The sequence below is a fragment of the Rubripirellula amarantea genome (genome assembly GCF_007859865.1).
Taxonomy (GTDB): domain Bacteria; phylum Planctomycetota; class Planctomycetia; order Pirellulales; family Pirellulaceae; genus Rubripirellula; species Rubripirellula amarantea.
Window position 1 is genome coordinate 2,570,855 of the sequence record NZ_SJPI01000001.1, and the last position, 12,460, is coordinate 2,583,314.

General features: G+C 51.5%; 5 protein-coding genes, 2 tRNA genes and 2 rRNA genes. 8 read left to right on the plus strand and 1 reads right to left on the minus strand.

What is annotated here, in order from left to right:
* Positions 1-227: 227 nt before the first annotated feature.
* Positions 228-2,183 carry a TlpA disulfide reductase family protein gene (locus tag Pla22_RS09340; RefSeq protein ID WP_146514374.1) on the minus strand — a complete coding sequence of 652 codons (1,956 nt, stop codon included), beginning with the start codon at positions 2,181-2,183 and terminating at the stop codon, positions 228-230.
* 352 nt (positions 2,184-2,535) lie between these two features.
* Here Pla22_RS09340 and Pla22_RS09345 point away from each other — a divergent pair.
* The 8 genes from Pla22_RS09345 (at position 2,536) to Pla22_RS09380 (ending at position 12,290) form a co-directional block, all read left to right on the plus strand.
* A tRNA-Ile gene (locus Pla22_RS09345) sits at positions 2,536-2,609 on the plus strand.
* Positions 2,610-2,688: 79 nt separating this feature from the next.
* A tRNA-Ala gene (locus Pla22_RS09350) sits at positions 2,689-2,761 on the plus strand.
* Between the two features lie 824 nt (positions 2,762-3,585).
* Positions 3,586-6,482, plus strand: a 23S ribosomal RNA gene (locus Pla22_RS09355).
* 173 nt (positions 6,483-6,655) lie between these two features.
* Positions 6,656-6,764 (plus strand): 5S ribosomal RNA (gene rrf, locus Pla22_RS09360).
* A gap of 125 nt (positions 6,765-6,889) precedes the next feature.
* Positions 6,890-7,303 carry an FKBP-type peptidyl-prolyl cis-trans isomerase gene (locus Pla22_RS09365; protein WP_146514375.1) on the plus strand — a complete coding sequence of 138 codons (414 nt, stop codon included), beginning with the start codon at positions 6,890-6,892 and terminating at the stop codon, positions 7,301-7,303.
* Between the two features lie 141 nt (positions 7,304-7,444).
* Positions 7,445-9,436, plus strand: coding sequence for a multiheme c-type cytochrome (locus Pla22_RS09370; RefSeq protein WP_146514376.1), 1,992 nt, complete (start codon positions 7,445-7,447; stop codon positions 9,434-9,436).
* Positions 9,437-9,666: 230 nt separating this feature from the next.
* A complete protein-coding gene (locus Pla22_RS09375; protein ID WP_390620260.1) occupies positions 9,667-10,671 on the plus strand; it encodes a glycosyltransferase family 2 protein in 1,005 nt (334 codons plus the stop codon).
* The gene (locus Pla22_RS09380; RefSeq protein ID WP_242631900.1) at positions 10,668-12,290 is read left to right on the plus strand and encodes a hypothetical protein; all 1,623 of its coding nucleotides are present in this window, start codon (positions 10,668-10,670) and stop codon (positions 12,288-12,290) included. Before Pla22_RS09375 ends, Pla22_RS09380 begins: the two co-directional genes overlap by 4 nt.
* Positions 12,291-12,460 lie beyond the last annotated feature (170 nt).

Here is a 12,460-nt window from a genome sequence, read left to right on the forward strand (position 1 = left end):
ATCAAATAGAAGCGGAACGATGAAAGAAAGCGGCAGACCAGTGCTGGCAGACCAGTGCTGGCGGACCAGTGCTGGCGAACCAGTGCTGGCGAACTGAGTTCGCAAACCTGAGTTCGCAAACCTGAGTTCGCAAATCAAAGTTCGCCGAGCAGAGTTCGCCAAGCAGGACTGGTGGCGGTCAACGACTTGGCCGACCGCGAGTGGATTGCCGCACGCCAGCCCGGTGCTTATTTCTTCTTGAGCATCTCGTCGATTTCATTCGGCAATTCATCGGCTCGGACGTTGTGGCGTACCACTTTGCCGGCGGCGTCGATTAGCAACGTCGTTGGCAACGTTTGAACCCCCAGCGACTTGGCCAAACCACTGTCCTCAAGTCCACCGGGTTCGAAAAGTTGCACCCAAGGAAGTGACGATTCCTTAAGGAATTCTGATGCCGTTTCGCGTGTACCGTCCACGTTGACGCCAACGATTTGCAGTCCTGCCCGCTTGTAGCTGGCCTGCAATCGCCGCAACAATTTCATGTCCTGTTTGCATGGTTCACACCATGTGGCCCAGTAGTGAATCACTACCGGTTTGCCGCGAAGAGCCGACAATTTGAACGTTTTGCCATCCATCGTGTCGCCTTCGAGCTCGATTCGTTGCCCTACCGATTCGAGGCGGCGGACTGCCCCTAAAGCCTTCTCGCCGGCGTCGGTACCACGGAAATTAGCTGCGACCTTCTTGTAGTAATTGAGGGCTTCGCTTTCCTTGTCCTCAAATTCCTTGCTGAGCGCCATTTGCAACCAAGCGCGAGCGGCTTCGGGGGTTCGCGGGTAGCGATCAACGAACCCATTCAATGCGTCGAGGTACCATTCTTGCACCTTGGCGAAATCAGCTTCGGGCGTTTGGCGAACAACGTATTCAGCGTTGATTGCTTCGTAATCAGCGTAAGCCTGCAGCATTTCGCTGTCTCCGGCTTGCTTGCGAGCAATACCGCGAAGGCGACCGACGCCATCGGGGTACTGCCCACTTTGAACTGCCACCGAAAGCGTGTCGACGAGCTGGCGAACCCATGTATCTCGCTCGGTTTCGTCGGGCGCTGCTGCGATCAGAGCTTCAATCACATCGGACCGCTGAGCGTGAAGCTTTTCGATATCGTCCTTTTGGTCAGTCGTCGAAAACTTTTGGTCAATCGCTTCGAGTTGCGAGACCAATCGCTGGGTTTGTTCGCCCATCGCTGAATCGCCGGCATTGCCTGGGCGAACGGCGCCGGGAGTAAAGAAATTGCCCGTGGTTTGAGCAATCGCTTCGCCATCGGCACTTAATGATGGCAGCTCGACCAAACGCCATGCATCGCCCACTTGGATCAGCGTTCCCACCATCAACTGACCGCTCTTTTCGTCCTGTTCGTACATCGCGACGGAATTTTCGTAGACCAATACATCCTTGGTCGATCCGTCGGTTCCCGCTGGCACCACACCTGGTTTTGAGGCGGCGAATTGAACCCATTTTGCATTCGGCCCGACCGCTTTTTGCCGCTTGGCGAGTTCGCGAAAATCCTTGGCCGCCCGCCCTGATTTAGCTGTGAGTTGGCCCGTCTTGGTGCGTCCCAATCCGAGCGATTTGATCTCCGATTCGTCGATCAATATCGCGGCAAATCGAGCCGGGGCGCTGTCCCGAAGGGAGGCAACAAGCTCGGCGGAAACCTCTTCGGCCGAGATCTGTTTCCAGCGATCGATGCGACCATCCTCGTCATCATCGAGTCCCCAACGACTGCCGCCGGTACCGAGCCAACGGTACTGGTCCGCTTTGTTGTCGTAGTCCTCGTCGATGTCGCGATAGACCTCAACGCCGTACTTGTAGTAACTCCAAAGGTCAATTTTGCTGTCCCCGTTGGTGTCAGCAAAACGGCGTAACATCGAGCCATCCGGCCCAACCACAACCCAACCGGACGTGTTTTTTTCGTCGATGTTTTGCACCACGCATCGTTTTGCATCGGCACTGGAAACCTTTTCGTAGTCCACGTCGGCCTGGACGGGTTCTAATTTCAAGGCCGTTTCCGCACTCGGTGTGGCAGCGTGGGCGGTTGAATAGGTGAGTGTTGCAACAGCGATCGCCGTCAAAAGACTGCGTGAAAAGCGGCCTCGACGCGAGGCGGGTGCCAGTGAAGTGTCGTCGTACTGTGAATTCAAATGATCCGTCATCAGGCTTCAGGGTCCAGTGATTAAGTGAGGTGGGGAGCAAAGGGAAGGCAGTTATCGATTGCCAATTCACAATTCGCCCATTCATGATTTGCTTGCGAGTTTCATTGTGGCGAACCTTGCCTTCCAAGCAAATGTCGATTTTTATGGGGTGCAGAAAACGCGATCAATTGCCGATAAGTCATCTTCGCCCGGTCCACTGATCGTTAACATCGGTGTACCAAGGCAACGGTTTTTTGGCGACGAAGCGAAAAATGTGGCTTGGCTTCCCTTTACAGCGAACCAAGTTTTCGTAAGATTCGTCGCTCTGATTTGAGCCGAGGATGGCAAACGCCCATTCGCGGAGATCAAGTTGGGGCGTATAGCTCAGTTGGTTAGAGCGCGTCGCTGATAACGACGAGGTCCCAGATTCGAGTTCTGGTACGCCCATTAAAGGAAACATGGCTGAGGTTTCAGCAAACAGGTCTTTCCCTGTTGCCTGAAAACTGTATCCTGTCGCCTTACCTTCGGGGGTATAGCTCAGTTGGGAGAGCGCCTGCTTTGCAAGCAGGATGTCGTCGGTTCAAGTCCGTCTACCTCCACTTTAAGTCTCGCACCTGTCGCATGGTGCGAGCGAAAAAGTAGGCACCAAACATTTGGTGCTTTTCTTTTTGGAAATGTCGCGATTGGTTCTTGCGGAAGCCGCTCCAATTTGCAATGTTTCGCGACCCGAGAAAACGACGTGAAGAATTCACGATAACTTCTCGGGGGCCGGAAGTCTCATCTCCGAATTCGGAATCATGAGGCTCCCAAGAAGAGGTTAAGAAAGTTTTTGACTTTCTTGTGAAGACTCGGTTGACGGCCTTGAACGCCGACTGTATTCTTCGCCTCCCACTTGGGAAAAACGTCACGCAGGTGACCGAATGTGTCTCTCGCTCAGTCAGAGCAAATGAGATGCCTTCGGCTGCTTACGAGCGGCGTCCTGAGTCCTCCCGGATAACCTTCGGCGGCTCAGAACTGATATTTTACAATTTGGTTGTTTGGTAATTGGCATCTGAATAAAGAGCAACGCAGCTCTGATCGGATGAGTCATCGCTTCGGTGGTGTGCTTGTTTGTGAAGAGGTGTCTTGCAAGTTCTTTAGAAGCGTCGCCAGCGAAGTTTGTTTCGCATTGTTTGCCAGAGTGGATTCGTTTGCTTCGGTGAGTTTTGTGAAGTGGATGGTTGTTGGTGATTTGAATTCGAATCAAGGATTCTGTGCGAGTTGTCGATCGCGATCTTCCCTGCAGCTTGCTGTTGGGTTTTGAAGAGATTGGCAACGAATGTGATATCGTTAGTAACTAACTGATTGAAGTTCATGATTCAGGTTGAATGGCTGGCTTTGGTTTTCCAAGGTGAGTTGTTTTGTCTGAGTTCGGGATTTCGACGGCCAAGTTACCAAGGGCACATGGGGGATGTCTTGGCATTAAGAGAATGAAGGGCGTGGAAGTCTGCGAAATGCCTGGGGGAGCTGACAAACAAGCAATGATCCCGGGGTTCCCAACTGCTGCCGACTGAATACATAGGTCGGTTAGTAACAACCTGGTGAACTGAAACATCTAAGTAACCAGAGGAAGAGAAAGAAAAATCGATTCCGTTAGTAGCGGCGAGCGAAAGCGGAAGAGCCCAAACCGCGGAGGTTTCCTCTGCGGGGTTGTAGGACTCCAATATCTGATTGTGAATGGCTAGCAGAAGATTCTGGAAAGTTTCGTCATAGAGGGTGACAATCCCGTATGCGAAAGTTTATTCACACGGTAGGAGCACCTGAGTAGGTCTGGTCACGTGAAACCCAGACTGAATCTACGGGGACCATCCCGTAAGGCTAAATACTCCTTAATGACCGATAGCGTACCAGTAGCGTGAGTGAATGGTGAGAAGAACCCCTGCTAGGGGAGGAATGTGAACCTGAAACCATGTGCCTACAAGCGGTCGGAGCTCTATGGGTACTTGTACCAATGAGTGACGGCGTGCCTTTTGCATAATGATCCGGCGAGTTGTGGTATGCGGCTTGGTTAAGTTCTTACGGAACGTAGCCCAAGGGAAACCGAGTCTTAATAGGGCGAATACGTCGTATGCTGCAGACGCGAAAGCTGTGTGATCTACCCATGAGCAGGTTGAAGCGCGGGTTAAACTGCGTGGAGGACCGAACCCACTTAGGTTGAAAACTGAGGGGATGACTTGTGGGGAGGACTGAAAGTGTAATCAAACCAGCAGATAGCTCGTTCTCTCCGAAATATCTTGAGGGATAGCGTCGAGTTAACTATGCACCGGGGGTAGAGAGACTGAATCGGATGGGGGCCCTTCCCGGGGTACCCCACCGAACCAAACTCCGAATACCGGTGTAACTACCTCGGCAGTCAGTCCCTGGGGGATAAGCTCCAGGGTCGAGAGGGAAACAACCCAGATCGCCTGCTAAGGTCCCGAAGGACCACTTAGTCACTAAGGAAGTTGAAATGCTGTGACAGCTGGGATGTTGGCTTAGAAGCAGCCACCATTTAAAAAGTGCGTAACAGCTTACCAGTCGAGCATTTCTGCGCCGATAATGAACGGGAGTAAGTGGTACACCGAAGCAGCGGATTGTAGATTTATCTACAGTGGTAGGAGAGCGCCGATAGACATATACAAGCCATACGGTAACGAGTGGTGTCGGGTCTATCGGGTGATTATGCCGGAATGAGTAACGATAAAACAGGTGAGAATCCTGTTCGCCGAAAGCCTAAGGTTTCCTGGGGAAGGCAATTCCGCCCAGGGTTAGCCGGTACCTTACCCGAGGCCGAAGGGCGTAGGGGATGGATAGAAGGTCAATATTCCTTCGCCGGTTGTGTATACGATGTGGGGACGGCGTCCAGAAAGTGAGCGGTACGATTAGAAATGTCCGTAGCGAACGCTGAGGCATGGAGGGTTAAAATACTCCTGTCCGCCAAGGCATAGCTCGAGAGCATCTAAGTTCTCGAAGTCATTGGAAGGACGTCCAAGAAAAGCCACTAGTTTAAGCAACTGACCGTACTAAAACTGACACAGGTAGGCGAGATGAGAATTCTAAGGCGCTCGGGAGAACGGTGGTTAAGGAACTCTGCAAAATGGCCCCGTAAGTTCGCGATAAGGGGCGCCTCTTTTGGTTTACGCTGAGAGAGGCCACAGAAAATCGGCTCTAACGACTGTTTATCAAAAACACAGGTCTCTGCTAACACGCAAGTGGATGTATAGAGACTGACGCCTGCCCGGTGTTGGTAGGTTAAGGAAGACGGTTAGCGTAAGCGAAGCTGGCGACCGAAGCCCCAATAAACGGCGGCCCTAACTATGAGGGTCCTAAGGTAGCGAAGTTCCTTGTCGGGTAAGTTCCGACCTGCATGAAAGGCGTAACGATTTGAGCACTGTCTCAACCACCGACCCGGTGAAATTGTAGTTGTGGTGAAGATGCCACATACCCGCGGTTAGACGGAAAGACCCCGTGAACCTTTACTGTAGGCTGCTATTGGGTTGAGTCATGTTCTGTGTAGGATAGCTGGGAGACTTTGAGATCGGCACGCTAGTGTCGAAGGAGTCGTTGTTGAAATACCAGCCTGGTCATGATTTAATTCTAACTTTGATCCCCTGAATCGGGGCAAAGAACAGTGGCAGTCGGGCAGTTTGACTGGGGCGGTCTCCTCCCAAAGAGTAACGGAGGAGTGCAATGGTACACTCAGCATGGTCGGTAATCATGCGTAGAGCGTAAAGGTATAAGTGTGCTTGACTGCGAGACCCATAAGTCGAGCAGGTACGAAAGTAGGTCTTAGTGATCCGGTAATCCCGAATGGAAGGGTTATCGCTCATCAGATAAAAGGTACTCCGGGGATAACAGGCTTATCGCATCCGAGCGTCCACAGCGGCGATGCGGTTTGGCACCTCGATGTCGGCTCATCACATCCTGGGGGTGTAGAAGCTCCCAAGGGTTTGGCTGTTCGCCAATGAAAGTGGTACGTGAGCTGGGTTCAGACCGTCGTGAGACAGGTCGGTCCCTATCTGCCGTGGGCGTTCAAAACTTGAAGAGGTTCAACTTTAGTACGAGAGGATTTAGTTGGACGAAGCTCTGGTGTACCAGTTGTCGCGCTAGCGGCACGGCTGGATAGCTAACTTCGGAAAGGATAAACGCTGAAAGCATCTAAGCGTGAAGCCCGCTCTGAGATTAGGTTTTGTAAGTCATTGCGACGAAAGCCCCCAAGAAGACGACTTGGTTGATAGGCTGGACGTGTAAGCACGGTAACGTGTTAAGCTAACCAGTACTAACGGGCGAAGATTTGGCCGTCGATATCCCGCACTCTGACAGCTCCTTTATTGGAGTTTCCTTGTCGAGTTCAGATTAAGACGCGTCTAAAAGATTGAGATTCAGTAACCGCATCACACTGTCTTCGGACTTGTGTGCTACCAATTACCAAGCAACACGGCTTGCCAGTGGTGAAATACCTGCTGGCAAGTCTTTCCGGCGACCATATCGCAAAGGTTCTACCTGTTCCCATCCCGAACACAGAAGTCAAGCTTTGTGAGCCGATGATAGTGCCCACCAGCGTGAAAGTAGGTATTGCCGGATTTTTAAAGACCCCTTTGTCGTAGCCGACAAAGGGGTTTTTTTTTGGACTGAACTGAACAGTCTGTTTATTGACCAGCGCCCATTCAACAGTGCTGCCACACCCCCATTTACCCAGCAAGAATAGTATGTCCGATCTCAATCATGGTCCCGCCGATGATCTCGAAGTTGCCTCCCCTGGTGCAATCGATGATTCTGCATCAAGCGATTTCCAAACCACTGAATCGGGTTTGATGTATCGCATTCTTCGCGAAGGAGACGATCAAAACCCTTCGGAAAGTGATCGCGTCGAGGTGCATTACAAAGGTTGGCTCGATGACGAATCAATCTTCGACAGTTCTTACCGTCGCGGCGAAACGATTGCGTTCCCTCTCAATGGTGTGATTCCCGGTTGGACAGAAGGAATGCAGCTCGTTGGAAAGGGTGGAATGATCGAATTGCAGATCCCTTCGAGTCTAGGTTATGGACCTCGCGGAATGCCTCCAGTCATACCAGGCGGTGCTCAACTTCATTTCCTCGTTGAGTTAATTGATATTCACTAACAGGTTTTAGAAATCCAAGTGTTACCATCACGCTGCTGCCGATCGGGCAAGCGCTGAGATTAATTGGAATGAGACTTTTCGGTTTATACTGAGTTGATACTCTGCCGACCGCTTGTGTCTCTTTCTTGAATAACCGCTGCTATGGCTTCTAGTAAACGAACGAAGAAACGCAGGGCTGCATCTTCGTCCAGTCTTGAGCCGACGCGTGAAGAAGGGATCGGCGTTCCAGGTGCTAGGCGTGATCGAACAACGTTGTTGGTGCGTTGGCACTTTGTTGTAGGCCTGTCAGTTTTTGCGTTACTTGCAGCCTTGTTGCTTTGGCGATCTTTTTTTGCGGAGCAGCCACCATCCGACCTGACCCGTTGGCAGGCTCGACTGACTTCTAACCCACAACCGCCAGGAATTATTGCGTCGGAATCCAACGGCGACGATGGGAAGTCTGCTTTGCAGGGATCGTTCGCTGATTACGTCGGCATGCAATCGTGCAAAGATTGCCACCCCGATCAATACGCTTCTTACCAGACGACGACGCACGCAAAGTCATTCAGAACCACGAGTGCAGTCAGTGAACCAGCAAACGGAAAATTGTTTCACGAACCTTCCAACCGTGTCTACGAATCATGGTCGAAGGATGACGAACTGGTTCATCGCGAGGTTATCTTAGGCAACGAAGGAAAACCCGTTTCTAAAGTTGACCGAGCCATCAACTTTACCGTTGGATCGGGAACCCACGCGCATACCTACCTCTGTGTCGAAGACGGATTTTTAGTGGAATCGCCCATCACTTGGTATGCGGGCGGCGAAGGTTGGGGAATGTCACCTGGCTACGATCACGGTTCGCAAGCTTCGTTCACTCGACAAGTCGAAGGGAGTTGTTTGTTTTGCCATGTCGGAATGATCAAGACCTCTGAAGATAATTCCGCAAAGGTTGAAATCGTCGAACAACAAATTGGTTGCGAACGATGCCATGGCCCAGGGCGAGATCACGTCGAGCTCTACGAAAATGTTTCAAACGTCGAGAACGGAGATCACCCTTCCGAGCACTTGATTGTTCATCCAGGCAAACTTCCGCAATCTGCACTGGAGGCTATCTGCCAACAGTGTCATCTGCAGGGATTTGCCTTGGTTCCAGCAACTGGCCAAACCGTTTGGGACTTCCGCCCCGGGCAGTTGTTGGAGGAGAACCGAACGGATTTTCAGTTTGAGGGAAACAAAGAATCAAAAATTGTCGGACATGTTGAGCAGATGCACGAAAGCAAATGCTACACAGCGTCGGGGATGATGACTTGCATTACGTGCCATGATCCCCACCATCAGCATCCCAAGACAGAAAGAGTGGCCTTTTATCGCTCGGTCTGTCTGACGTGCCATGGCGATAATGATTGTGGGCTGACGATGGAGGTTCGTCATATACGAGCCGACAACGATTGCGCGCAGTGCCATATGCCTAAGCGTCCCACGAATGTTTCGCATGCAGCATTGCACGATCATCGAATTCGAATTCCCGGAGCGCCGGAAGATCCAACATCAGAAGTTCTTTTGGTGGAATCCGTATTGGGGTACGACCAACTTTCGGAACAGGAAATCGATCGCCGCCAGGCAATCGCAGTTCAAGCTGCCTTGAGCAAAAAGCCTGAATCAGAACTCTCATCCGATCAACTTGCCGCGTCCGTGCAGACAATGTTGAAGTATTTGGAAGGTGAGGAACGTGATCCCGTAGTCGACGCTACGATGGCAAACTACGCGGCCAATGTTGGAAACATCCAATACGCAATCGATTTATCCAAGCGTGTTCTAAAAAACACGCAGCCGGGAGCATCAACACGGTGCGATGCCATCGTTGTCTTGGCGTCATCACTTTTTAGTGAGGGAAAAAATGCCGAGGCGATGGAATACTATCGGCAACTGACCGTGGAACGGCGAAATGTAACCGATCATGTGATGCTCGCTCTTTGTCTACGCAACTCAGGTGAAATTGAACGAGCCGTCGAGTCACTTGAGCGTGCTCTGGTAATTGACCCTGGGTTCAGCTTGGCGCACGAAGAGATGTACACGCTGCTCAAAGATCGAGATCCGGAACGAGCGCAAATGCATCTCGATGTGGTACAAGCACTATCCGCAAAAGCGGATTAATCCCACTTTCGATCCTGCGCCTCTGGTTTTCACCAGATTGCTTACCAGAGTTTTCAAGGGTCGGGTGATAAGTCACGTTGGTTGGTTCATAATGCTTTGGCAGTTTCCTGGCCGCGTGTTGCTAGGTTGTGAGTGCATTATCCCGACCGAGTCCTCTTTTTTGAGTTCGTGTGAAAACGTCATCAACCAAAAGCGAAGCTTGGACTGGTTCACCCAAAGCTCAAGCGAATTTGTGTCAAATCTTCGCTGACGTTGTTTTCGTGATCCCTACGTTTAACGAGCAGGAATCAGTAGGCGAACTTGCCTCTCAGATAAAAAGTGTTTGCGAAGCGAATAGCATAAATTTCAAAATCGTCTTCGTTGACGACGGTTCTTCCGATGAATCATGGAACGTTATCGAGCGACTCAGTACCGAAACATCTCAGGTGGTCGGACTACGGTTGCGACGAAATTTTGGAAAAGCGGCAGCTTTAGAAGCCGGCATTCGCGCTAGCTCTGGTGAATTGATCATCACGATGGACGCTGACCTGCAGGACGATCCCCAGGAAATCCCTCGGTTCTTGACCGCGCTTGGCCAAGCGAGCGATCGTGATGGAAAAGATGTGGTCAGTGGATGGAAGCGAGTTCGCCACGATCCATGGCACAAAATATTGCCAAGTCGTGCGTTCAATTTCTTGGTGAGTCGTCTGACTGGCGTTCATTTGCACGATCACAATTGCGGATTTAAAGCTTACCGCCGAGAAGTGTTTGACGACGTCCACCTATATGGCGAGCGACACCGCTTTGTCCCAGTGTTGGCTGCCTCGAAAGGTTGGCGAATAGGCGAGATTGAAGTCAAACACCATGCCCGAAAGTTTGGCCATTCCAAGTATGGACTGTCACGTTTACTGAAAGGTTTTCTGGATCTGTTATCGGTCTACCTGATCACGGGGTACTCAGGGCGTCCATTTCACTTGATTGGAACTGGCGGGATGGTTTGTTTTGGGTTGGGCGGTTTGGGGATCGTTTATCTTTCCACGATGTGGTGTCTGACTCGACTGATCGACTCGATGCCAATTTTGCATCTGCACGAAACGGCTATCTTTTACTACTGCATTTTGGCAATGCTACTCGGTTCGCAGTTTTTGTTAGCTGGTTTGTTGGCTGAGCTGCTTGTGTCACGAACTTCCCAGGATCATCTGGGCTACAGCATCTCTGAGCGTACTGATTCGCGTTTGCGTTCTGAAAAAACATGAATATGTTGGACGATGCGAAAAGCGAAGATCGCCGCAGCATGGGTTGGATAGTCATCGTGGCCGCGCTTGCGCTGACAGCGGGGCGGATCGCAGTCGTCAGCAGCGACGAGGGTGACACCGCTTTCTTATCAGCGAATGACCGAAGTCGTTGGTGTACAGTCGCTTCGCTCGTGGAAGACGGCACCTACGAGATCGATCGTCAGATTTCCATCGTCAATCCTATCCATCGGCATCGTTATCCCTGGCAAACGATCGATAAGGTCCAGCATCTCGGCGACGATGGAGAATTGCATTTCTACAGCAGCAAACCACCTTTGTTTCCGACCATGGTTGCCGGTGTGTATGCCATGATCAGGCAGGTCACGGGATTGTCGATGACCGACCACCCCGCTTATGTGCCTCGTATGGTGCTGGCAATCGTCAATTTGCCCATGATGTTTGTGTTTTTGTGGGCGACGATCGGAGTGATTAACCGTGTGTGCCGTAGCCAATGGAGCAGAAGCGTTGGGGCGGTAGCGGCAAGTTTCGGCACGATGGTTTTGCCGTTCTCGATTTCGCTCAATAATCACTTGCCAGCCGCCGCGGCAATCGCACTCGTGATGGGCATTTATTTCAAATTAAGTGACGATCTTCGGTCGGCGAAACAGACGAAGCCGAAATTTGGGTTTTGTTTTATCGCTGGAGTCGCCGCCGCATTTGCTGCCGCTAACGAGTTACCCGCGCTTTCGATGACGGTGTTCTGGGCAGGCCTGTTTTGGCTGCTTAGCTCGCGTACTGTGATTCCATTCTTGCTAGGCATTTTACTCGTCGCGGTTGCCTTCTTCGGCACCAACTGGATTGCTCACCAGAGCCTGCGCCCGCCGTATGCCCATCGGGGTGACGGAAGTCAGATCAAATTGTTGAAAATAACCGAAGATGTCCGGAATATTGAACCTTCGAAATCCCTCATTTTGCGTGAGCAAGTTCGAACAGTTTTGAATGAAGACTTCGCCCTTCGTCCAACCGACAACGTTGAGATAGCGAAATCAGATGAAGCCGATCGCTGGCGAGTATTTTCGCCGGTGGGGCATTTTTCGTTGATACAAAACGGTGATCAGTGGCGGCTGGGCCGCTGGGATGATTGGTACGAATACCCCGGCAGTTATTGGCAAGACGGAAACCGTCGCGGGGTCGATCGTGGCGAGCCGTCACGAGCGATCTACCTGTTTCACGCTACCATCGGCCATCACGGCATCTTCTCACTCACGCCATTTTGGCTGTTGTTTCCACTCGGAATGGTCAGTCTTTGGAAGCGTGAAGAACATCGATGGTTGAGTTTCACGGCGGCAAGTGTGTTAGCGACGGTGGTCTGTTTTACGTTTTACATGCTGCGTCCGATGATCGATCGCAATTACGGGGGCGTCAGTGTCTGCTTTCGTTGGCTGTTATGGCTTGCCCCCATCTGGCTCGTGCTTGCATCGTCGGCACTCGATCGGATGGCATCAAATCGAAGCATGCGAAGGCTCGTTGTCGCTTTGCTTGCATTAAGTGTTTTCTCGGTATCGACAGCGCTCTCTTCACCGTGGCAGTCGCCTTGGCTGTATCAGTATTGGCAGTTTTTGGGCTGGCTAGATAACTGAGGCTGGGGCTACTATCGCCTCAGAAAATCCAGGAAAACGCGATCATTTCGCGATTTTGGACGCCAAGGAAAGGCGATGTTTTTGGAACGGAAACGCGGCGCGGAGAAATCTCAGCGATCGGGACGATTGTCTCGGTGGCTTGTCGCTGCGCTCTTTCTGGTTGCTATTTT

Bases quoted from the DNA above. Each gene is read 5' to 3' on its own strand.
- Pla22_RS09340 (WP_146514374.1), bottom strand. From the start codon at position 2,183: ATGACGGATCATTTGAATTCACAGTACGACGACACTTCACTGGCACCC.
- Pla22_RS09365 (WP_146514375.1), top strand. From the start codon at position 6,890: ATGTCCGATCTCAATCATGGTCCCGCCGATGATCTCGAAGTTGCCTCC.
- Pla22_RS09370 (WP_146514376.1), top strand. From the start codon at position 7,445: ATGGCTTCTAGTAAACGAACGAAGAAACGCAGGGCTGCATCTTCGTCC.
- Pla22_RS09380 (WP_242631900.1), top strand. From the start codon at position 10,668: ATGAATATGTTGGACGATGCGAAAAGCGAAGATCGCCGCAGCATGGGT.